The sequence below is a fragment of the Chryseobacterium angstadtii genome (genome assembly GCF_001045465.1).
GTDB lineage: Bacteria > Bacteroidota > Bacteroidia > Flavobacteriales > Weeksellaceae > Chryseobacterium > Chryseobacterium angstadtii.
This window is the reverse complement of the sequence record NZ_LFND01000005.1, coordinates 127,147-150,938: the sequence shown is the minus strand read 5'-3', so window position 1 is coordinate 150,938 and position 23,792 is coordinate 127,147. Positions and strand designations below refer to the sequence as shown.

The window sequence follows — 23,792 nt, the reverse complement described above, 5'->3', positions numbered from 1 at the left end:
TCATGGAAGAAGAACAGTATCTTACCGAAAAACATTATGTAGTATGCGATAAAGGAGTTGCTCCAAAGAAGATGAAGGTCACAAGCCAGGATTTTGTCACCTTTAGCGGAGACAAAGCCGCTACAGAACTGGATACCCTTAAAGGAAATAATTTCGTCTGCCTGGGCAGTGTAGCCTTTATGGCCGGAGCAGCGGCAGGTATTGCCGTAGGAATATGCGCTATGATTCCCGGACCGGGCTGGCTGGCAGCAGCTATTATTGCAGCAGCCGTATTGGCCGCCGTTGCTATAGGGCTTATAAAATGTAAGGCAGCGGCAGCACAAAGAAAATGGACGAACACTTCACAAAAATTTTCTATACAAGATCATAAAACCCTTACCCTTTCCTCCATCATGATATGTCCTGCAGAAGGAGGAACCATTACCCCAAAAGAAACCGTTTGGGAAGCCTGGGGAAGCGCAGCACTTACCAATTTGGGGCATGTAGCCAACTTTGCTTTCGGATTTCTCGCGGGAAGAGGGGCTACTTCAATGGTAGCAGGGGCCGGTTCAGCAGCTGCAGGAGCCACAACAATCAGAGAGGGAGTCAGCAGATTCGCCACCACTTTCGGACAGCAATTCATGAATACCGCCAGAAAAGAACTTATAGAACAATTTACCTTTAAAGGATTTAAAAACCTGCCCGCTGCCTGTAAATGGCTCAGAGGTCTGGGGATTGGAGGCGCTTACTATGATCAGTACAATATCTGGAGCAGTGACAAAGATACTCTGGAAAAGCTTAAAGAAAGCGGAGTAAGCCTTATATTGGGTATTTTTGCAGCCAGAGGAGCGACATTGGTTTGTTTTCCTGCAGGGACCCAGATTCATACTCCGAACGGACTAAAACCCATTGAAGAGCTCTTTGAAGGAGATCTGGTTCTTACTTATAATGAGGAAACGAAACAGCAGGAATACAAGCCCATTCTCGTAAAACACGAGCGCTATACCATGCAAATGCTTTCTCTGGAGCTTCCTACCGGAGAATTTCTCAGAGTTACCCCGGAGCACCGCTTCTTCTGCAATGATGATTGGGTTGAAGCCAGAGATTTAAACGCAGGAGATTTATTACATCTTAAAGGCGGTCATTATACAACCATTATCAGTGTTGAAGTCTTGCCACATTACGAAAAAGTTTATAACTTCGATATTGCAGACAACGAAAACTATTATGTGACTGAAGATGGGATATTGGTGCATAATGGATACACTAATAAAGCCCAAGTAAGAAATGTTGAAGGCCAAGCACACACTGTAGAAGTAACAATTAGTAAGGCTGATTACCCAGAAACAGGTCAACACATTCAAGACGCTATAGCTTCAGGAAAACCAAGTGTCGTGACAATTGCGAGGGATGGATCAAAAACAAATAGAGCAAATTCTCTTAGAGGAATTAAAACTAAACCGAGTTTAGATAGAGATGAATGGCCAATGGCAATGTTTGCTGAAGGAGGAAATGGAGCAAGTGTCAGACATATAAATCCATCTGACAACAGAGGAGCTGGAAGTGCTATTGGTAATGCTCTAAGTGACTATCCAAATGGTACAATTGTAAAAGTTATTATAACAGATTAAAATAAATTTAAAAATGATTAAGGAAAACATTTTAGTATCACACAATCAAATCATAATACGTTCTATTCCTTTTGATTTGGAAAAGCAAACATGGACTGAAAAGGATATTGAAGATGGTGTAATATGGAACAAAGATTACATTGTTTTAGATCCATTAGTTGATGATTCATTTGGATGCTGGTTTTTCATAAATAAAACAGATAAAGTAGAAATAAGTCCAGATTCAATCAGAGCGGCTGTTTTCCCTTTTGAAGTTTTAAATTATGATGATTTTAGTATCAATACTGTGGCTGAATCCATAAAGCTATATCGTGATTTAAAAGTTGATGAAATCTCTGAAAAAGAAAAAGGAAAATATTATCCATTAAATAAAATTGAAACAATCAATTTCGAACCGGGAAGTTACAGCTTATTATATGAAGTATGCTTAGGGAAGCCTGAGCAGGATATTTCCGAAGAAGAGGTGTATTACAGATTTACTTTTGTAAGAGACGATAATCCAATTTTTAAAGTTCTTAAAGAAGATGAATATGGCTGGAACTTCGAAACAAATCTAAATTTAGAAACTAAAAAACTGGAGAATGTTAATTCACAATAAAAATAGTCAAAGTTATCAGCTTTTATAAATTTGAGATTATTAACAATAAAAACTATTCTGTTACTGAGAAGAAAATATCCGTATATAATGAAATTACCCATAAAAGCAATTCACCTACATTTAAACAAAACTTGTTAAAATAGATATTATGGAATTTGAGCAAACGGAAAAACAACTTACGGAAACAGATTTAAAAAATTTTGAAAAAACTTTACAGATAAATCTTCCTGACGACTTTAAAAAACATTACCTTACTTACAATGGTGGATATCCTCCTTACGAATATATAAATAAAAGGAATACAACATGTCTTTACTATCAATGGTTTTAACCCTATAAAATATGGTCTGTTACCCATTGAAAAGATTATTCAAGACTATAAGGAAAGCGGAATAGTCTTTGATAAAAAGATTCCATTTGCGTATGATAATGGAGGAAATATTTTTTTACTGTCAGAAGAAGGTTCAGTTCATATTATAGAAGCGGAATTCCTGAAAAATAAAAACTTCATCCCAGTTTCCGAATCATTTACAGAGTTTTTAAATTCTTTTTATAACGAATAGTATTGTTAACTCCATCAAACTAAAAGTAATAAGAGAAAAGCAAGGATTACCACCCTTATCTTTTGAAGAATGGGAAGCTTTATTGAATAGATAAGCACTTTTAAAATATGTAGACCAATTTGCCGTGCTCTAGCCCGGCATTTTTTGTAGTTTTCAAAATACTTTTACTACGAAGAATGTTATAACTTTAATATTGCAGACAACGAAAACTATTATGTGACTGAGGATGGGATATTGGTGCATAATGGATGCAAACCAAGAAGCCCATCTCCAACAAATAAAAAAATTGATCATTCTAAAACAGTTAACCATCCTGATGGCAGTACTACTTATACAGATATTAATGGAGATTCTGTGACTTATAATGCTGCAGGTTATCCTGACTTCTCTCCACATGCGATTGATGAAGTGAGTCCAGTAACAGGTATGAATGGTAAATATTCACATGACGAAGCTTTAGCAAATGCTGCTGCTGGTTATACACAAACTCCTGCCGGTTATGTTTGGCATCATGTGGAAGATGGATTAACCATGCAATTAGTTCCTAAATCAATCAATGGTAATTTCCCACATACCGGAGAAGCTTCTGGTCTAAGAGATGGTACTTTACCTTAAATAAAATAATATGAATAAAATAATCACATTAATACAACTAGAAAAAAACATTGTAGAAGAAAAAGTTAGTGATTTTGAAATAAAATATCACTTTCAACTTCCTGCGGGTTTTAAAGAACTTATTTTGAATTACAATGTATGTAAGCCCTCTAAAACTTTTTATAAAAAAAATAAAATTCAGTTTAACTTAAATTATTTCTTTGGAATTTCTGAAGATCAATACCAAAGTTTATCAGAAAATTATGAAACCTATGCAGAAAGAATGCCTGAAGAACTTTTCCCAATTGCAAGTGTAGACGGCGGAGATTTGCTATGTATGAATAAGAATTCGGAAGAAGTGTTTTATTGGTTTCACGAAGAAGACGATTGGGGGCTCGAAGGAATAGATAAATGGCCGGCAAAGGTAGCCGATAATATAGAAGAATATATAAACGAATTGATTCTACCTGAACTGCCTAGTCAACAAGAGGTTGAAATTGCCAAAAAAAATAGCAAAGTAAAAATAACTCCCATATCAGTTAAGATTAAAAATGAGCAAAGAGAAAAGCAAGGATTACCACCTTTGTCTTTTGAAGAGTGGGATGCTCTATTGAATGGATAAGCACTTTTAAAATATGCAGACCAATTTGCCGTGCTCTAGCCATTAGCCATTAGCCATTAGCCATTAGCCAAAAATAATCTCTACTCCTTAAAACTCATTAATCATCACATAAAAATGCGTCGAGTATAAGCTTTCCGTATTTCCGGAGATATTGGTAAGATTGATGGTAACGCTTGAAGTAGAGGTCATTCTTGGGTTGGATATTGAAAAAGAAGTGTTTCCCGCGAAGTCACCTGCCGGAGAAACTACGATAGCCGCTCTTACGGAGCCGGGCTGCATATTGGCAGGAATAGGAATTTCCATGCTAACCGATCTTCCCGGAGCCAGATTATTGACGGAAACCGAAGGCCATGTTTGAAAACTGATCTGATTTTTCTGTACACTTCCCTTTTCTCCCAGTTTATACTGACCGTTTACATCTATTTTAGCCGAAACATTCGGTGTTCCGGTACCAATTCCGATATTGGCGTTATTATTACCGATAACAATAGCGTTGGCCTGAGAAGTTACCGCACCATACCCTAATGCTGTAGAGAACTGTCCCAAAGCATTCGCACCGGAACCTACCGCTGTGGAATTCTGGTTATTGGTTATGGTATTATATCCTATAGCGGTCTCACTGTTAGAAGTCGTTTTCGCGTTATACCCTACTGCCGTTGACTGAAACCCTGATGCCGTAGAGTTTTTACCTAAAGCTGTAGCATCATTTGTGGTTGTTTTCGCATTATATCCCAGTGCAATAGACTGAAATCCTGATGCATCAGCATTATTTCCTACTGCAGTAGCTTCATTAACGGTTACTTTGGCATTAAAACCCACTGCTGTTGACTGATATCCGGAGATTTTAGAATTGGCACCCAATGCTACGGATTCATTAGCCGTCACTGAAGTATTCGTTCCGATAGCAATTCCCTGATAAGCACTGCTGGAGTTCCCTAATGCAATTCCGTTCTGCGCGGCATTGGCAGCCGTTCCGAAACTGATTGAATTATTAACGCCCAGTCTTCCTACTGCTATAGAATTTACTTTAAAAACAAGATCATCCGTAGTATTGGTTCCCAGTGCAAGGTTTGTGTTGGCTCCTCCGGAGTTCCCGCTGTTCATGGCTGTATTATTCCAGGCTGCCAGTGGAGTAACGCCTCCATTCGATCCGTTTCCCGTACCGGTAGAAAGCATATTCCATTTGGAGTCGCTCCAGTAATAAATCCCTGAAGTCGTCAAAGCGCCGGAACCGTTGTTCCATACGATAAGCCCTTCGGCAGGATTGGGAATTGTAATCTGGTCTGTAGATGATGCTAAGGCGATGCTTGGCAAAAGCATCCCTTTATTTTTCGAACTGATCTGCAACATAGCCGATGGATCCGGACTAGAAGTACCAATCCCCACCTGAGCTTGAATAAAAACAGTTGAAAATAATAAGACAGGAAGCAGTTGAAGTTTCAGTTTTTTTTGCATCACCTTTTTGTTAATAGTTTATTTTTAAAGGGTGCAAATATACGAATTTTTAATAAAATGCAATATTTTTTACAAATTCTACAATTAAATACACTTAATGGTGAGTAAACAACCTTTTAATCACTATTAATTGAAACATTTCTTATATTAACACAACATCAAATCCTTTACTGAAAACATATAACATCATTTTTAATTTTATAATCATCAAAAACGATTATATTATTAATAAAAAACATCACTTAAAATTGAATAAAATTAAATTTATCACTATCTGATGAAACAGCTTTCCAAATGATCATTCACCATTCCGGTCGCCTGCATATGTGCATAAACTACCGTAGAACCCATGAACTTAAAACCTCTTTTTTTAAGGTCCTTCGATAAAATATCCGAAACCTCCGTTGCAGCAGGAATATCTGCTAAAGTCTTAGGCCGGTTATCCAATGGTTTTCCTTCTACAAAGCCCCATATATAAATTGAAAAGCTACCAAACTCTTTCTGCACTTCCTGAAATTTCCGGGCATTATTGATGGTGGCTGTTATTTTAAGGCGGTTTCTTATAATTCCTGCATCTTTCATCAGATCTTCAACTTTTTCATCGGTATAAAGTCCAATTTTTCTAAAATCAAAACCATCAAAGGCATTTCTGAAATGTTCTCTTCTGGAAAGGATTGTATACCAGCTAAGCCCTGCCTGAAAGGTTTCAAGCACAAGAAATTCGAAAATAATCTCATCATCATACACAGGTCTCCCCCATTCTTCATCATGATATTTCCGGTAAAGCTCATCTTTTTCACACCAGCCGCAGCGTATTTTTTCCATAAAGGTCAATTTTATATTATTAAAGTTAATCTAAGTTCGGGATAAAGCCTTTCTTTTTTTAATAATGTCTGGAAGTTTGGAGAAGGAAGATGGAAGTTATTGGTGATTTAGAAAAGTATAACAAAAGATTAAGAAAAGTTTAACAGCGAGGCCCGGTTTTAGGAATGGTTATTGTTTAATTACTGGTACACAACAATAAAATATTACATATTATGAATAATTCAGAATACAACAAAGCGGAAGATGCAGTAAACAATACAGAGAATTCTTTAAAAAATGCTGCCGACAATGCCAAGTGGAAAATTGAAGAACTGGCAGATAAGGCAAAAGCCTATATCAATGATAAAAGAAACAATGATGAGGAAGCCACTCAGGAAGACTGGCTGGATAAAGTAAAAAACAATGTTTCTGATGCATGGGACGATATCAAGGATAAAGCCAATGATGCATGGGAAAAAACAAAGGATGCAGCGGAAGATGTGAAAGCAGAATGGAATAAGAAAACGAATTAAAATTTCAGTCATATAAATATTTTCAAGAAAATGGAGTCTTAAATTGATAAGGCTCCATTTTTATGATGTTCAAAACACAAATTATTGCTACATTTGTATTTAAATAAACTTTAAAAAATTATGTCATACGGTCTACTTAAAGGCAAAAAGGGAATTATTTTCGGAGCCCTTAATGAGCAATCTATCGCATGGAAAGTTGCTGAAAGATGTCATGAAGAAGGCGCTGAATTTATCCTATCCAATGCTCCAATTGCATTAAGAATGGGAGAGCTTAATGGTTTAGCAGAAAAAACAGGTTCTGAAGTAATAGGTGCTGATGCCACTTCTGTGGAAGATCTTGAAAAACTTTTTGATGCTGCCGTTGCCAAATTTGGTAAAATCGACTTTATCCTTCACTCTATCGGAATGTCTATCAACGTAAGAAAAGGAAAACATTATACAGAAATGAATTACGACTGGTTGGAAAAAGGTTGGGATATTTCCGCTGTTTCTTTCCACAAAGTAATGCGTGTGGCTTGGGAAAAAGACTGTATGAATGAGTGGGGAAGTATTTTGGCCCTTACTTATATTGCAGCTCAGAGAACATTCCCGGATTACAACGATATGTCTGATAACAAAGCTTATCTTGAAAGTATTGCAAGAACTTTCGGTAACTATTGGGGCGAGAGAAAAGTACGTGTCAACACGGTTTCTCAGTCTCCTACAATGACTACTGCAGGTAGCGGTGTAAAAGGTTTCGGTGGTTTCTTAGGCTATGCAGAAGATATGTCTCCACTTGGAAATGCTACGGCTCTGGAATGTGCAGATTACTGTGTAACTCTTTTCTCGGATCTTACGAAGAAAGTTACAATGCAAAACCTTTTCCATGACGGTGGTTTCAGCAGCTCGGGCGTTACCCAGAGAGTCATCAGTAAATATGATACTGAATAAAAAAGCATTTAAAAATATACAGAAAAATAAACCGGCGGCCTCTTCGAGGCCGCCGGTTCTATATAAAACAATTTTATGAAATTATAAAATAACCGTCTGTATAGAGTGTGCCGGAGCAGATAGCTTGGCAGACATCCCTTCAATCCATAGATTCGTCTCAATATCATTTTCAGAATCGTTCATAATAACGGTCACCAGCTGGCCGTTTTCGTTCATGAAAGTAGTAGAAGTAAGGGCTGCTCTGTTGGAAGAGTTTCCGATTCTTCTGGCATTTGGTTTAATGAATTTCGAAACATGACCTACGTAATAGTATTCATAGGTATAATGCACTTCTCCTGTTTTCGTATCTGCAATGATTGGAGCAAAGCAGAAATTCCCTACGTGATTGGGACCTCCCGTTTCATCCAGAAGAACATTCCAGTCGGTCCATAAAGCCGTTCCTTTATTGAAGTCGTTAAGCATATTTCTCCCGTACAGCTCTCCTAAACTTACATCATAAATACCGGACATTTTGAACTGTTCTTTACAGCCTTCGGTAAAAGCCAGGAATTTATCAGGAAAAGCTCTTTGTGTTTCCGCTAAATTATCGAAAAGCTGCGTTTTATTATTCCAGGTTTCATACCAGTGATATCCGATTCCGTGTGCGTATTTTGAAGTTTCCGGATCGCTTAAAGTCGTGGTGGCTCTTTGGTAAATCAAATCCCTGTTGTGATCCCAGATCATTACTTTTTTGTCTTTATAGCCGTTTTTCCAAAGTGTAGGCCCCAGATTATTTTTAAGGAACTCTCCTTCTTCTTCCGCAGAATAAATGCAGGATTCCCAGGTTTGAGTGGCCATTGGTTCGTTTTGAACCGTCAGTCCCCAGATATTAATTCCTCTTTTTTCGTATTCTTTAATGAATTTAATGTAGTAATCCGCCCAGGTCTGGTAGTACTGATTTTCCAGTCTTCCTCCTTTATACAGGCTTTTGTTTGATTTCATCCAGGCCGGCGGGCTCCACGGTGAAAAATAAAAGGTAAAATCTTTTCCGATGGCTTTCTGAGCTTCTTTAATCATCGGGATCTTATACTTTTCATCATGAGCGATATTGAACGTCTTTAATGCCGTGTCATTATCTTCTACATAAGTGTAGGAATCGCTGGAGAAATCACAGGAATTCATATTCGTACGAACTACCGTATATCCCAATCCGTTTTTTCCAAAGTAAGCTTCCATAATTTCTTTCTGCTTATCCTTCGGCATTTTATAAAAGGTTTCCGCAGAGGCATCGGTGATCGCTCCTCCTATTCCGATCAGCTTCTGATATTTAAAATCCGGATCTACAAAAATGCAGGCATCTGTTTCTTTCGGCTGTCCGAATTTCTCAAACTTAACCACTCCTTTATCTGCCATCTTTTCATTCGTTTTGGAGCTGGTCAGAATCACTTTTGCTGTTTTCCCTGCATTCTTTTTCCAATAGTTCTGTGCATTGGCATTTAAAAAAGTTCCTACTGCCAAACAGCTCACAATTAGTTTTTTCATAATCTTTTTCTTTCTGTTTTTGGACGCAAACGCCCTCGCTTCATTATTTATTTTGATAAACTCTTACGTAATCTATATAATATTTCTGTGGAAAAACAGCATCATCAATACCTTCTTTTCCACCCCAGAAGCCGCCCACTGCCAGATTTAAAATAATAAAATAAGGCTGATCAAATGGCCATGCTTCATAAGTCTTTTCTTTATTCTCGTAAGTGAAAAACTTTTGTCCGTCAATATAAACGTCTATTTTTTCCGGAGTCCACTCTGCTTTGTATACGTGGAATTTTTCACTGACATCTTTCACCACCAAAGTATCCGTTTTCTGGGTTCCCTGAATATGATTATACTTTTTGGTGTGAACCGAGGCATGAACATAGCCCTGATTAAAACCTACATGCTCCATAATATCCAGTTCGCCATCGTCCGGCCATTCCTTCATCCGTTCGCTCATCATCCAGATCGCAGGCCATGTTCCGCGGCCTTTGGGAAGTTTTGCTCTTACCTCAACCATTCCGTACTGAAAAGAAAACTTTCCTTTCGTTAAAAGTCTGGCTGAAGTATATTTATTCTTTTCCCAATCTTCTTTTCTGGCTTCTATAATTAAGTTCCCGCCTTCCATTCTAGCATTTTCCAGTCGGTTTTTGGTATAAAACTGAGCTTCGTTATTTCCATAGCCATCACCACCAACATCGTAGTTCCATTTTGAAGAATCCGGAAGACCTTTTCCGTTAAATTCATCACTCCAAATCAATTTCTTCCCCGAATATGTGTGGTTTGAAACACAGTTTGTCATCGAAAAAAATAGAGTTCCGATAGTAATGAGTTGAATGATATGTTGGAATTTGATTTTCATGGATGCGTAGGCAAAAATTAGGTTTTGGCTAAAGCCGTTTTGATTTTTCTTTTTTTGAATGAACGGGCTAAAGCCCGTTCCTATTGAATATCTTTTCCAAAAGCGGACTAAAGCCCGCTCCTATTGAATATCATTTAGTCCAGGTGATTCTTTTCGTTTGTACATTTTGAGAACTGGTTCCCACCATGATGTCGAATTCTCCACCTTCCCAGTCGAAATTTAATTGATCATCGAAAAACTTCAGATCTTCCGGGATCAGTTTGAAATCTACTTTTTGGCTTTCTCCTTTCTTTATCAATATCTTTCTAAAACCTTTCAATTCTTTCACGGGTCTTACCACTTTTCCAAAAAGGTCTCTGATGTAAAGCTGTACTACTTCTTCACCGTCGTACTTTCCGGTATTGGAAACAGTTACGCTTATATTCAGTGTCTGGTTTCCTTTAAGGTTTTCTGAGCTTAAAACCATATCGGAATATTTAAAATCCGTATAACTCAAGCCGTAGCCAAACGGAAATTTAGGATCATTATCAAGATCAATATAAGCGGAAACATAATTGCGGTCCGTATTGTTCTTGGCCGGCCTTCCTGTATTGTAATGGTTATAATAAACAGGAATCTGTCCCTCTGTTCTCGGAAAGCTCATCGGAAGTTTTCCTCCCGGGTTTACGGCTCCGAACAAAACATCTGCGGTAGAATTTCCTGCTTCAGTTCCCAGCCACCAATTGTACATGATAGCAGGAATATGGTCTGCTGCCCAATTGAAAATCAGCGGTCTTCCGGCATTGATCATCAATACGATTGGCTTTCCGGTTTTGGCGATTTCTTTAAGCAAATCTTCCTGAACACCTGTAAAGCCAATATTGCTTCTGCTTTTTGCTTCCCCGCTCATGGCATGTCCTTCGCCTAATGTCATGATCACTACATCTGCTTTTTTGGCCGTTTCTACCGCTTCTGCAAACATGGATCTGTCCTGATCATCAACGTTACAGCCTTTTGCGTATAATAGGGTTGAATTTTTATCCAGCTGATTTTTAATTCCGTCAAACTGTGAAATAATCCTCTGGTTATCATCTTTGAATGCAATAGACCAGAAACCGTGATTGGCTACTGTTTCTTTTCCAAAAGGCCCGATCAAAGCCACTGTCTTTACTGTTTTTGAAAGGGGAAGAACAGCGCCCTGATTTTTAAGAAGTACGATACTTTTTGCTCCGAATTCTCTTCCGAATTTTCTGTGTTCTGCATTATCGGTTTGCTCTTTCTGTCTTTTTTCATTGCTGAACCTGTAGGGATCATCGAAAAGTCCCATTTCGAATTTCTTGGTTAAAATTCTTCCTGCTGCATCATCCACCAACTTTATATCTACTTTTCCTTCTTTTACCAGTTTGGGAAGTTCTGTCATATAAACCCGGCTTTCCATGTCCATATCACTTCCACCCAAAACTGCTCTTTCCGCAGCTTCATTCGCATCTTTGGCATAGCCGTGAGGAATCATTTCTCCGATGCTGCCCCAGTCTGAAACTACAAAACCTTTATAATTCCATTTTCCTTTTAACAGATCTCTCTGAATATATTGATTGGCTGTGGCAGGAATTCCATTGATATCATTAAATGAATTCATGAATGTTGCCACACCCGCTTCTGCTGCGGCTTTAAAAGGAGGAAGATAGGTTTCGTTCAATTGTCTCAGACTCATATCTACAGAGTTGTAATCTCTTCCGCCAACTGCGGCTCCGTACGCTGCAAAATGCTTTGCACAGGCCATTACGGCATCAAGACTTCCCAATCCTTTTCCCTGAAAACCTTTGATCCTCGCCAAACCGATTTGTGTTCCCAGATAAGTATCTTCTCCTGAACCTTCCATGACTCTTCCCCATCTCGGATCTCTGGCTACGTCTACCATCGGAGCAAAAGTCCAGTGGATGCCATAGGCGGAAGCTTCCGTAGCGGCAATTCTTTCGGATTTTTCTATCATTCCAAGGTCCCAGCTTGCTGCCTGTCCCAAATTGACAGGAAAAGTAGTCCGGTATCCGTGAATAACATCCTGCCCGAAAAGCAACGGAATTTTAAGTCTGGATTGCTGGGCCAGCTTTTGAAAAGCCCGGGTTTCATCAGCTCCCGCTACATTGAGCATAGAGCCGACCTTTCCTTTCTTTATTTCTTCTAAAACCGCTGCAGAATTGGACTTCTGAGGTCCCGTGGCATATTCGAAACCGCTGTACTGAACCATCTGCCCTACTTTTTCTTCCAGGGTCATTTTAGACAGAAGTTCCGCCACTTTCTGATCAATCGTTTTCTGCCCGTAGGCATTCACTCCCAATGTTGAAAATGCAAGTAAGAAATAAGCTTTTTTCATGATATAGAATTAAAAAACATAGGTTGCTGCTGAGCGTCCGGGAATTGTTACTGCAGCGGTTTTCCCGGCAAATTTAATATTAAAATTCTCATCTTCTTTATGATCGTTCTGAACTATTAAAACTATTTTCCCAGATTGAGTCATAAACGCTGCTGTCGCCAGATGATCTGTCTGCGTTGAGGCTATTCTCTGAGACCCGGCTGGAACAAATTTAGAAGCGTGTGCAATAATGTAATAGGAAACATTCCTTGTGAAGTTCTCACTGTCGGAAACCGTTATCGCTCCTTTACATATTCCACATCCACCGTCGTCTGTGTGAGGTCCATATTTAGAATCATTGGCAAGGTTCCATTCCAGGGCATTTTTGCTCCAGTTTCTCATGGATCCGATGATTACATTTCTTGTATGCCAGTTCAGATCTTCATTAAAAGTTCCTTTTGAACTTGTCCATTGCTCGGTAAAATATAGGTTTTTATCGGGAAACGCATTGTGAACCGTACTTAACGCTGAAATTTCTCCTTCGTATAAATGGAAAGCAGATCCGTCTATATACTGATAAGCTTCCGGATCTTTCAGAATATCAATGGCATATTCAGGTTTATTACAATTATGATCATATACAACGATCTTTGTCTTGATATTGTTGGTCTTAAAGGCCGGTCCCAAATGGTTTTTAATAAAATCTCCCTGCTTTTCGGAAGGCATATATAAACTTGGATTATTTCCCGGATGTAAAGGTTCATTCTGAGGCGTGATTGCATCAATTATAATTCCTTCTTTCTTCATTCCCTGGACGTATTTCACAAAGTACTGGGCATAGGCAGCATAAAGTTCAGGTTTTAAACTTCCTCCTTTTGATTTTCCGTTATCTTTCATCCAAACCGGAGCTGACCAAGGTGCTGCAATGATTTTAATATTGGGATTGATCTTTAAAATTTCCTTTAACATTGCAATCAAAGCTTTGTCTTTTGCCAGGCTGAATTTCGAAAGGGAAAGATCTGTCTCTCCTGCAGGTAAATCATCATAGGAAAATACTTCTCCATCGAGATCTGATGCGCCTATGCTTAACCTTAAATAACTGATGGAAATAGAATTCTTATCAGCTCCAAAAAGTTCGTGAAGCAAAGCTTTTCTCTTTGAAGGAGACAAACGGTTGAGTACCTCAACACTACCTCCCGTTAATGTATATCCGAAGCCGTCAACATATTGAAACTTTTGGGCAGCATCAATTTCAATATTCTGAAAGCTGTTGGAATTATTTACAAATCTGACTGGGTTCTGAAGCTGCAGTTTTACACTTTCATCGCCTTTTGTAAGCCAATACTGAACACCTGATTCTTTGTCCGTTCCTACGGATGCACATGATACAGGAAAAAGTACCACACCGCAAAGCAGCGCGGTACCTTTAAAAAAGAAACTATATAAATTGTGAAACTTCATATTTAATAACCTGGGTTTTGAGTTAAGTTCTGATTGTTATCTCTCTGTCCCTGAGGAATAGGCCATAACAATCTGTTTTGATTGATATTGGCGGCATACGGAAGAATATTTCCGTTTCCGTCTTTCTGCTGGGAAAGTGTGGCAATAGCAGTTCCTGTTCTTTTCAGATCAAACCAGCGCTGCCCTTCGAAAGCCAGTTCCTGTTTTCTCTCTGCCAGCACTTTGGTAATTCCGTCTGTTTCAGAGGTAATGGCTACCGGAGCAAGCCCTACTCTGGTTCTCACCTGATTGATGTATCCTGCTGCTCCTGCATAATCTGCTGTTCTTACAGAGGCTTCTGCCTGCAGTAAAAGAATATCTGCATATCTCATGATATAGAAATTCTGGGTACCATCCATCTTTCTCATTTTATACATGAACGGATAATTATTGCTTGGCCAGTAATTATCGGACCATGCCACAGGAGAAAATTTAATTGAGCTGTTCAATCTCTGAGTATCTCCGGCATCCGTAAATGTTTTAACAAGATCATTGGAAGGAATATTGAATTTTTTCCAGTCGGTTCCCAAAAACATAGATGATCCCCATGCCCATACACTTCCTGCATTACCATTAGCCTCAAAAATAGATTCTGCATTGGCTTCATGGAGTCCGTCAAAAAGTTGATCATATACGGGAAGTAGGTTCACTCCTGATATATTGGAGGCATATTGTTTTACTTTTGCCCAGTCCGGGTTGGGTTTTGTAGCATTTGCTTTGGCTAGTAATCCGTACGCTAAATTTTTATTGGCTCTGTATTTTTCACTTCCTGCCGGAGCATTGGCAAGAGCGCCTTCAAGATCTGCAATGATCATGTCATACGCTTCCTGAGTTGTTTTTCTTGCAGGATAAACCTGACTGTACACCTCATCAAAGTTACCCGCATTTACCCCTATCACCGCTTTCGTTACTAACGGAATATCTCCCCAAAGCTGTACCCCATGGAAATAATATAAGGCTCTCATAATCGCTGCTTCGGATTTCATTTCGGTCTTTCTGGCTGCTGTGAGTGCCGGATCATTGATTTCATCTACATAATTGAGGATCATATTACAGTCATTGATAAAACCGTATAGGTATTTCCAGTCTCTTTCTACATTGGAATTGGTTGCTATAATACGGTATTCATCCTGCTGGAAGTTTTGGATGTTATCTGCTCCTGCGTAGGAAATATCGGTTTGTGCATCACCATTCATGGGATAATCCAGCTGCCAGTATTCATTTCCAAATGCAGAATAAATGGTATTCATCCTGTTTTCTGCATCAGCTGCAGTTTTTAGTGGGTTTATGATGGGAATACCCTGCTCTGTAATAGGCTCGGTATCTAAGAAATCATTACAGGAAATCCCTGTAAAAAGGACGGATGCTCCGAACAGATAATATATTGCTTTATTGATTTTCATTGTGAATAATTTAGAAATTAGCTTTTAATCCTATGATGATGGTTCTTACCTGCGGATAGGTTCCGTAATCTATTCCAAAAACAGCTCTTTCGGCACCGGAAGTTCCGTTATTAGGGCTGAATGCGTTTACTTCAGGATCCATTCCTGAGTAGTCTGTTATGGTGAAGATATTCTGTCCTGTTACGTACAGATTAAGTTTGCTTAGTCCTTTGAACGGATTCAAAAAATTGTATCCCAAAGTTACGGCTTTCAGTTTAAGATAAGATCCGTTTTCTATGAATCGGTCAGAGATAAACTGTGCAGATGGGGAATTCGCTCTTGGCACATCGGTAATTTGGCCTGCTGTTGTCCATCGGTTCAATACTTCTGTAGACTGATTTTTGTAATCATTCATCATTTCAAGATCAAATCGTGTTGCATTGAAAATATCATTACCCACGGATCCGGTAACAAGCATATCCAGGTACCAGTTTTTAAGTTTGAAATTATTGCTGAAACCAAAAGTAAAATCAGGATTAGGATTTCCGATGTATCTTCTGTCTTCAGGTTTTAATTCTGTATAAGGAACTACATTTCCACTGGCATTTACATACATCATATCTCCATTGTTAGGATTTACTCCTGAAGTTTGGTACCCATAAAACATTCCCAATGGCTGCCCTTGTTCAAATTTCACCAACGTTCCCATTCCTTCTATATTAGTTGCCGGGATGGATCTAAGATAGGAGCTCATCTCTGTTATCTTGTTTTTAGTAAATGAAATATTAAATGAGGTATTCCATGTGAAGCTTTCATTCTTAATATTCACGGTATTAAGAGCCAGCTCCAGTCCTTTATTTTCCAGAGAACCAATATTTCTGAAAATTAAAAAGTCAGAAGTCCCTAATCTAATCGGAGCGATCAGATTGTCTGTCTTTCTTTGATAGGCATCCACACTCAGTCTGATTCTGTTATCTAAAATTCCAAGATCCAATCCCACATTGGTATCTGTTGTTGTCTCCCAAGCCAGATCACCACTGTCGGACTGAGTATTTGTATAGACAGGAACACCGTTATTCCAGAAAGGATTATAAAGATTAAAATGGGAATAGGCCGGAATTGCTGAAGCATTTCCTGTTTTTCCCCAACCTCCTCTTAATTTTAATTCACTGATTATTTTACTGTCTGCCAGGAAGTTTTCTTTGGAAATCAGCCATGAGGCAGAAACTCCCGGAAAGAAGCCCCATTTATTTCCCGGAGCCAGCGCCGAATTGGCATTTTCTCTGAATACTCCCATTACCGTATACTTCCCGTTCAATGTGTAAAGTGCTCTTCCAAAAAACGAAACCTGTCTTAAAATTTCTTTACGGATATCATAGCTTTGATTTTTTGCCAGATCGTAATTAAAGTTGAAGATGCCTTCAGGGAAGGTGTCTCCGCCGTAATAATTGCTTTGGAAATTTCTTTCATTGATCTGCATTCCTCCAAGCAAAGAGAAGTCATGAACAGATTTTTTGAAAGTATAGTTCAGCGTATTTTCAAAATTATATTCCTGGAAGGTATTGAACTCCTGAGAACCTATCCCCAACTTGGATCTTCCATAACTCGTTTGAAATCCATCTGTAAACTTCGTATTTCTGGAATCTATCATATCAAATGAGATAGATGGTTTCCAGGTCAGATCTTTGAAAAGTCTCACCTCAAGTCCTAAATTACTTAAAAATCTCTGGGTAAGGGTTTTATCTTTTCTGGATTGATAAGCAACAGGGTTTTCCCATGATGACTGATATGGATTGGGAGCAAACTGGCCCGGTTTATAACCGTCTTTTATCGCTCCGGTCGCCTGGTCATATATCTCAGGATCTGAAGGACTCATATTGACCTGGTTTCCATAAACAGGTAAAAATGTAGGGGTATTGAAGGCACTTAACACAACACCGCCTCTTGCTGTACTCAGGTTATCATTGGTATTCGTAAGGTTGGTGAGAAAATAATTAACGGATGAATTTAATTTCAGCCAGGGAAGAATCACCGCATCCAGGTTGAGTTTTGCAGAGGTTCTCTGAAATCGGGATGGTTTTATAATTCCGTCAATATCCTGGTATCCAAGTGCTGCATACGCTTTGATGCTTTCATTTCCGAAAGCGTAGTTAACGTTGTAATTTTGATCGAAGCCAGTCTGAAAAACTTCTTTCGTCCAATCCGTATTAATTCCTGCATATCGTGGGTTATTGGCTGTCGCAAGGTAGTCCCCACCTCCGTTCAGTTTAATATCGCTTAATAACGATTTGTATTGATCCTGGTTGAGGACATCAATATTTTTCACGGCTTTAGAAAATCCCCAGTAAGCATTGAAATTAAGCTGCGGTTTCCCTATTTTTCCTCTTTTTGTGGTGATGATAACAACTCCGGAAGATCCGTTAATACCATATATCGCAGTGGATGATGCATCTTTCAGAATCGTCATATCTACAATATCATCCGTATTGACTCCACTGATATCATTGGTCTGTATACCATCAATCACGTAAAGAGGGCTTACCGCCGATGAAATTGAGTTGTTTCCTCTGATCTTGATGTCAATATTGGCACCCGGCTTTCCTGAAGCCTGAACCACACTCACTCCGGCAGCCTGTCCTTGAAGCGCCTGCCCTACGTTATAAAGAGGCCTGTTATCAAAAGCGTCTGCTTTTACAACAGAAGCAGCACTGGTAAGATTCTGCTTTTTTACTGATCCGTAACCGACAAGAACAACTTCTTCTATGGCTTTTTCTTTCGGAACGGTGTCTTTTACCTTGGTCTGTGCACTGAAATTTGCTGTAAAATACAGCACAGCAACCATTCCCAGGCTTTTTGATATTCTTAGATTCATATACAGTTAGTTTTTAATTCTCAAATTGAGACAATAAAAATATATTTTTTTTTAATTAATTAACATTGTATTCATAAATATTTTAATTTTTCGTTTATTTTTGGGCATTTAAAGCCCTATATTCGCGTCATAATTCATAAAATAACTCAAAAAAAACAATAAAAAAATCCCCAAAATGACTGCTAAGCTTTCCCGGATCTCACTTCCCTTAAAACTGACCTTTCTTATTTTTTCAATGGTCTTAAACTGTATGGGTATTGTGATCCTCCAGCTTTCTGAGGCAAAAATCACTTACGAGAAGTTAGGCTTTTTGGAATCATTTAAGGACCTTCCCATTGCATTTATTTCGCTTTTTGCAGTGAATTTTATCAGTAAAACAGGCACTAAAAAGGCTTTGATATCTGCCCTTGTAATTGTGGGAATCTGTTCGTGCCTGCTGCCTTTTGTAGAAGATTTCTGGTTTTATAAGGTTTGGTTTGCCATTATCGGGACGTGTTTTGCCGTTGGAAAAATCTGTGTATTTGGAATTATCCGGAACAATATTTCAGATGAAAAGTCTCTTGCGAAGATGATGAACAGTGTGGAAGCTTCATTTATGATAGGAATTTTCGTAGTGAATACAGGTTTTGGGTGGCTGATCTCCAGCCCATATTCAGAGTTTTGGAAATTCGGATTTCTGTCTATATCTATTCTTTGTGCGGTGACCATATTTCTATTTTCAAAGCTGAATATCTCGGAAGCCAAAAAAGCAGAAGGCACAAGTCTTTTTTCTGAGCTTTCTGTTTTTGCCAAGCCGGCAACCCTGACATTCCTTGCCGTTATTTTCTTTATTGTTTTTGTAGAACAGGGATTCAATTCGTGGCTTCCCTCCTTTTATAAAAATCACATGAATGTCAATTCTTTTTTTGCTTTGCAGGCTACTTCTTTCCTTGCCCTCTTTTCTTACGCAGGAAGAACGGTTACTGCCAATGTGATTCACCGGTTTTCCTTATCGAAATATTATATTTTGTGTATTTCTTTAATTATTACTGTTCTGCTTATTATTTTAGGGGTGCAGTATTTTGATTCTGTGAATTCCGGGATTATTGTATTTCTGTTTCCTGTGATCGGGCTTTTTTTGTCGCCGCTCTACCCTGTTATCAATTCTAAGATGATTGCTAAGGTGGATAAAGAGAAAATTAACCTGTTTACTTCCCTGATTGTTATTTTTTCTTCTCTTGGCAGCTCTGTGAGTTCTATCATCATGTCTGTCCTGTTTGGAAAACAACTACTAAACTATTATCCGCTTTACATATTACTTGCTGTTTCTGTGCTTTTTACGGTAAGTTTGATATATTTTAAGCTTGCAGGGAAGAAATTATAGAAAATAATTTTATTTTTACTCCCATGAAAATCAAAGACACCAAAAATAAAGAAACCCTTCAGGAACTTATTGATACAAAAGATTTTGTAGCACATGTATCTGTTGACTGCACCATATTTGGTTTTCACAACAACATATTGAAGGTTTTGCTTTTAAAATACCACGATCTGGATTTATGGTCGCTTCCCGGCGGTTTTGTTTTCAATGATGAAGATCTTCGCGAAGCTGCTGCCAGAGTGCTGTATGAAAGAACTCATCTTCAGGATCTTTTCTTAAAGCAGTTCCATACTTTCGGAAGGATAGACCGTACTGAAAATAACGTACATCAGATTCTTCTCAATAACAAAGGAATTGAAGTTCCCAAAGATCACTGGATTTTTCAGAGATTCATTACTGTCGGCTATTGCAGCCTTATTGATTTTTCTATTGCCAATACTTTTCCGGATGCTTTCAATGAAAGCTGTGAATGGTTTGAGGTGAATAAACTTCCGAAAATGGCTTTTGATCATGACAGGGTGATAGAAACCGGTCTGGAATACCTGCGTATGAACATCAACACAGAAGTGGCAGCCAGCAATCTGCTTCCTGAGAAATTTACGATGAAAGATCTTCAGTCGCTGTATGAAACTATTTTAGGACAGAAGTTCAGAAGAAATAATTTTCAGCGTAAAATATTAAGCTTAAATATTCTGGACAGGCTGGAAAAACTTTATGACGGATCCGCAAACAAAGCTCCGTATCTGTATAAGTTCAAAAGCAAGGTGCACAATGCAGTCCATCAGTATCCTATCTCTAATGACGAAGAATCTTAGGAGACTTTATCCTGACTGATATTTCACCAGTCCGGATTTATCTCACTGAGAATCAAAGGGTACAAAGATTTTCAAAAAAATTTTTCAAACCACCCGAAAAGTATTACTTTTAGACAAATCAAAAAATCATGTCATATTATCCTCTTACAAGCATTCCAGACTACTACGGAATTGATGCTTTACTTACTGAAGAACACAAACTGATCCGTCAATCGGTAAGAGATTGGGTGGAAAGTTTTGTAATGCCGCAGATTGACCAGGCCGCGCAAAATCATACCGATCTTCCGGGCTTGATGAAAGAATTGGGAAAAATCGGAGCTTTAGGTCCGTATATCCCGGTTGAATATGGGGGTTCAGGGTTAGATCAGATTTCTTACGGTCTTATTATGCAGGAATTGGAAAGAGGAGATTCTGCGGTACGTTCTGCTGCTTCGGTACAGAGCTCGCTTGTGATGTTCCCTATCAATGAATTCGGTTCTGAAGAGCAGAAGAAAAAATATCTTCCTCAGCTTGCTGCCGGAGAAATGATCGGTTCTTTCGGACTTACGGAGCCTAATCACGGATCTGATCCAAGCTCTATGGAAACCTATTTCAAAGATATGGGTGACCATTATCTTCTGAACGGAGCCAAAATGTGGATTACCAACTCTCCTGTATGCGATATTGCTGTAGTATGGGCAAAAAATGAAGAAGGAAAAATACAGGGACTGATTGTTGAAAGAGGAATGGAAGGTTTCACAACCCCTGAAACTCATAACAAATGGAGCTTAAGAGCATCAAAAACAGGAGAACTTGTTTTCAATGATGTAAAAGTTCCTAAAGAAAACCTGCTTCCTGGAGTTACCGGTCTGAAAGGACCTCTATCTTGTCTGAATTCAGCTAGATACGGAATTTCCTGGGGTGTAATAGGTGCTGCTATCGACTGCTACTGTACAGCTGTTCAGTATTCCAAAGAAAGAAAACAGTTCGGAAAGCCTATCGGTTCTTACCAGCTTCAGCAGAAAAAACTGGCTGAATTCTTAACGGAAATCACTAAAGCACAATTGCTTTGTCTTCAGTTAGGAAATCTTAAAAATGACCACAAAGCAAGTCCTGCACAAATCTCTATGGCTAAACGTAACAACGTGAAAATGGCTATTGACATTGCAAGAGAATCAAGACAAATACTTGGCGGTATGGGAATCATGGGTGAGTTCCCAATGATGAGACATGCAGCCAACCTTGAATCTGTAATTACGTACGAAGGAACACATGATGTTCATTTGCTGATCACAGGTTTAGATATTACAGGAATCAACGCTTTCTAAATAAAAGACAAAATATACTGGAGAGGAGTCCGGCCGAATGGCCGGACTCCTTATTTTACTCACTTTACTGGGAATTTATATTCAATGAATAGTTATTGATATATTAATATTATAATGATTTTATTAAAAATAATTAATTTAATCACATTAAAAAATATTGATATGAGAAAATTATCCACTCTTTTACTTGGTTTAGCAGCTCCATTCTTCTTTGCCCAGCAGGCAGGAGATCTTGTGAGCGCAGAGCAGAAACTGGATCTGACCCCGCAAGGCGTCGTTAATTTCATTGCCAACAGTCTTGGCGAACAGAATGCTCCGGATTTCGTAAGCTATCTTAATGGTTTCAATGTAGGACTCAAAGGTTATAAGATTACCTATTATACTAAAAATGAGAAGAATGTTCTGGTAAAAGCTACCGGACTTCTCATGTATCCTAACCTTAATTTTAAACTTTCCACCGTAGTATCCGACCACGGGACCACGGACAGCAGAGAAAATGTTCCCTCCAATTTTAAAGGAGCCTTAACAGCGGGATTTGTTGTGGAACTTTCTTATGTACTGAACGGTTACATCCTGATGGCACCGGATTATGTAGGAATGGGAAGCGGAGAAGGTGTTCATCCTTATGTAGACTCCGCAACCGAGGCCGGAGCTACCATAGATTTTGTAACGGCAGCCAATAAAGTACTGGCCCAGCAGGGAATAAAACGCTATGATGAATATTTCCTGGCAGGTTATTCTCAAGGTGCTCACGCCGCAATGTCAACGCTGAAAAGCCTGAATTCTTCCAATCCCACGAATCTGAAATTCAAATATGCCTATATGGGAGACGGACCTTATGATTTTTCAGGGGTCACACTAAACAAAGGCGTTCTGGAAAAAGATTTCTATCCGTTCACCTCTTTCCTGGCCAATGTGCTCCATACCTGCAACAATACAGGTTATAAAACGTACAACAACAGTATTTCGGAAGTAATATCGGCCGAATATCTTGACAAATACAACTACCATGTGGTTCAGGACAACGGAGGCCTTCTTTGGGGCCCTGTCATCTGGAGAAAACTTTTCACACAGAGCTTCATCAATGATGTGACCAACAACCCTAATAATAACCTCAGACGATGCATGAAACCGAAGGATGTCTACGACTGGTACAACAAAACTCCTATGACCTTAGGACATTCTACCGTAGATTTGGCCATTCCGCCTGAAAATACCTCTAAAACCATTGATGTACAGCGCGGTTACTATGCATGGTGGGATCTTAACAAATATAAGCTGGATTCTTTCTATTGGGGACCATTGGGCCATGTGGGAGGAATTGTTCCTTTCGTTCTGGCTTCCAATGTTAAATTCAACACCCTTAGAAGCGGAGGCCTTCTTAATCAATGGGCTATCCTGACTTCAAAACAGCAGGGAAATAATAAACCGGAAGCGAATGCTCAGTATTCTTCGCAGTTGAAACCTGATCTTGGTGATATGCAGCTTGTCGGAATTACAGATTTTAATCAGGAAAAAGCAGCGAGTAAATCTGCAACAGGAAACAGTCTGACTACATTGAAAGACGGGGTTTATCTTCTGAAAGTACAGGAAAAGGCAAATGAAAAGCTTATTCCGTATGTTAAAAACACCCCTATTGAAGTTCCTGAAAATGAGATCGTTCAATCTGAAAGCAATGGCGTTTTAAAAATTAAAATTCCTCAGGAAGAATTGATCAGCGTCTATATTTTTGATGAAAATAAGAACCTGTTAAAAACCATTTCACAGGAACAGTATGCCGCAGACGGTGGAATTGACATCAAAGAAATTGAAAATCAAAACAATATATTTGAAATCGCTACTCCTTATTACCATCTGCAGTTCAAAAAGGCAGTTGCAAACCCGGCATTGGCAAATAAAGCTGAAATATTTACAAAAAACCGTCAGATCATTGCGAAAGCTGACAATGGTATCAAAAGCATAAGTATTTACAGCATTTCCGGAGCATTGGTTACTCAGCAGGAAGTCAACAAAGCAAATTTTGAATCTAAAAACTTAGAATCAGGCATTTACATCGTACAAATGACAGGTACTGATGGAAAAACCGTCAACAAAAAAGTAAAATTATAAAACAAGCCCACTTGTATATTCTTCATTTCAAA

General features: G+C 38.7%; 20 protein-coding genes. 12 read left to right on the top strand and 8 right to left on the bottom strand.

Going from position 1 to position 23,792, the window contains the following annotated elements; genetic code table 11:
• The first annotated feature begins 2 nt into the window (after positions 1-2).
• The 6 genes from ACM46_RS15610 to ACM46_RS15585 all read left to right on the top strand — a co-directional run bounded on the left by ACM46_RS15610 (position 3) and on the right by ACM46_RS15585 (position 3,987).
• Positions 3-1,610 carry a polymorphic toxin-type HINT domain-containing protein gene (locus tag ACM46_RS15610; RefSeq protein WP_083997426.1) on the top strand — a complete coding sequence of 536 codons (1,608 nt, stop codon included), beginning with the start codon at positions 3-5 and terminating at the stop codon, positions 1,608-1,610.
• Positions 1,611-1,623: 13 nt separating this feature from the next.
• A complete protein-coding gene (comJ, locus tag ACM46_RS15600) occupies positions 1,624-2,208 on the top strand; it encodes a competence protein ComJ (RefSeq protein ID WP_048507614.1) in 585 nt (194 codons plus the stop codon).
• A gap of 148 nt (positions 2,209-2,356) precedes the next feature.
• The gene (locus tag ACM46_RS23585) at positions 2,357-2,539 is read left to right on the top strand and encodes an SMI1/KNR4 family protein (RefSeq protein WP_206541012.1); all 183 of its coding nucleotides are present in this window, start codon (positions 2,357-2,359) and stop codon (positions 2,537-2,539) included.
• Complete coding sequence (locus tag ACM46_RS23890; RefSeq protein WP_420911838.1) at positions 2,499-2,771, top strand: SMI1/KNR4 family protein; 273 nt, start codon at positions 2,499-2,501, stop codon at positions 2,769-2,771. Before ACM46_RS23585 ends, ACM46_RS23890 begins: the two co-directional genes overlap by 41 nt.
• Positions 2,772-2,987: 216 nt before the next feature.
• A complete protein-coding gene (locus ACM46_RS23580) occupies positions 2,988-3,386 on the top strand; it encodes an HNH endonuclease (RefSeq protein ID WP_048507613.1) in 399 nt (132 codons plus the stop codon).
• A gap of 10 nt (positions 3,387-3,396) precedes the next feature.
• Positions 3,397-3,987 carry an SMI1/KNR4 family protein gene (locus tag ACM46_RS15585; RefSeq protein WP_048507612.1) on the top strand — a complete coding sequence of 197 codons (591 nt, stop codon included), beginning with the start codon at positions 3,397-3,399 and terminating at the stop codon, positions 3,985-3,987.
• Positions 3,988-4,074: 87 nt separating this feature from the next.
• Here ACM46_RS15585 and ACM46_RS15580 read toward each other — a convergent pair whose 3' ends face one another.
• Both ACM46_RS15580 and ACM46_RS15575 read right to left on the bottom strand, forming a co-directional pair.
• Positions 4,075-5,442, bottom strand: coding sequence for a hypothetical protein (locus tag ACM46_RS15580; RefSeq protein WP_048507611.1), 1,368 nt, complete (start codon positions 5,440-5,442; stop codon positions 4,075-4,077).
• Between the two features lie 270 nt (positions 5,443-5,712).
• On the bottom strand, positions 5,713-6,267 hold the full coding sequence (locus ACM46_RS15575; protein ID WP_048507610.1) for a DNA-3-methyladenine glycosylase I: 555 nt from the start codon (positions 6,265-6,267) through the stop codon (positions 5,713-5,715).
• A gap of 212 nt (positions 6,268-6,479) precedes the next feature.
• Between ACM46_RS15575 and ACM46_RS15570 the strand changes: the two genes are divergently transcribed.
• Positions 6,480-6,779: a hypothetical protein gene (locus ACM46_RS15570; RefSeq protein ID WP_048507609.1), complete on the top strand. Its 300-nt coding sequence runs from the start codon at positions 6,480-6,482 to the stop codon at positions 6,777-6,779.
• A 120-nt stretch (positions 6,780-6,899) separates the two neighbouring features.
• Positions 6,900-7,709, top strand: a complete 810-nt coding sequence (locus tag ACM46_RS15565) for an enoyl-ACP reductase FabI (protein WP_048507608.1) — start codon at positions 6,900-6,902, stop codon at positions 7,707-7,709.
• Between the two features lie 81 nt (positions 7,710-7,790).
• Here ACM46_RS15565 and ACM46_RS15560 read toward each other — a convergent pair whose 3' ends face one another.
• From ACM46_RS15560 to ACM46_RS15535, 6 genes are all read right to left on the bottom strand, one after another.
• Positions 7,791-9,230 carry a glycoside hydrolase family 30 protein gene (locus ACM46_RS15560; protein WP_048507607.1) on the bottom strand — a complete coding sequence of 480 codons (1,440 nt, stop codon included), beginning with the start codon at positions 9,228-9,230 and terminating at the stop codon, positions 7,791-7,793.
• 43 nt (positions 9,231-9,273) lie between these two features.
• Positions 9,274-10,083: a glycoside hydrolase family 16 protein gene (locus ACM46_RS15555; protein WP_048507606.1), complete on the bottom strand. Its 810-nt coding sequence runs from the start codon at positions 10,081-10,083 to the stop codon at positions 9,274-9,276.
• Between the two features lie 130 nt (positions 10,084-10,213).
• Positions 10,214-12,436 (bottom strand): beta-glucosidase BglX, encoded by a 2,223-nt coding sequence (gene bglX / locus ACM46_RS15550; RefSeq protein ID WP_048507605.1) that lies wholly within the window; start codon positions 12,434-12,436, stop codon positions 10,214-10,216.
• A 9-nt stretch (positions 12,437-12,445) separates the two neighbouring features.
• A complete protein-coding gene (locus tag ACM46_RS15545; RefSeq protein WP_048507604.1) occupies positions 12,446-13,876 on the bottom strand; it encodes a glycoside hydrolase family 30 protein in 1,431 nt (476 codons plus the stop codon).
• Positions 13,877-13,878: 2 nt separating this feature from the next.
• Positions 13,879-15,318 (bottom strand): RagB/SusD family nutrient uptake outer membrane protein, encoded by a 1,440-nt coding sequence (locus ACM46_RS15540; RefSeq protein WP_048507603.1) that lies wholly within the window; start codon positions 15,316-15,318, stop codon positions 13,879-13,881.
• Between the two features lie 10 nt (positions 15,319-15,328).
• A complete protein-coding gene (locus ACM46_RS15535; RefSeq protein WP_048507602.1) occupies positions 15,329-18,169 on the bottom strand; it encodes a SusC/RagA family TonB-linked outer membrane protein in 2,841 nt (946 codons plus the stop codon).
• A gap of 175 nt (positions 18,170-18,344) precedes the next feature.
• On the opposite strand from ACM46_RS15535, the gene ACM46_RS15530 reads away from it, so the two are divergent.
• The 4 genes from ACM46_RS15530 (at position 18,345) to ACM46_RS15515 (ending at position 23,760) form a co-directional block, all read left to right on the top strand.
• Positions 18,345-19,532 (top strand): MFS transporter, encoded by a 1,188-nt coding sequence (locus ACM46_RS15530; protein ID WP_048507601.1) that lies wholly within the window; start codon positions 18,345-18,347, stop codon positions 19,530-19,532.
• Positions 19,533-19,555: 23 nt separating this feature from the next.
• The gene (locus ACM46_RS15525; protein WP_048507600.1) at positions 19,556-20,344 is read left to right on the top strand and encodes an NUDIX hydrolase; all 789 of its coding nucleotides are present in this window, start codon (positions 19,556-19,558) and stop codon (positions 20,342-20,344) included.
• A 128-nt stretch (positions 20,345-20,472) separates the two neighbouring features.
• Positions 20,473-21,651: an acyl-CoA dehydrogenase family protein gene (locus tag ACM46_RS15520; protein ID WP_048507599.1), complete on the top strand. Its 1,179-nt coding sequence runs from the start codon at positions 20,473-20,475 to the stop codon at positions 21,649-21,651.
• A gap of 162 nt (positions 21,652-21,813) precedes the next feature.
• Complete coding sequence (locus ACM46_RS15515) at positions 21,814-23,760, top strand: T9SS type A sorting domain-containing protein (protein WP_048507826.1); 1,947 nt, start codon at positions 21,814-21,816, stop codon at positions 23,758-23,760.
• The last annotated feature ends 32 nt before the right edge of the window (positions 23,761-23,792 follow it).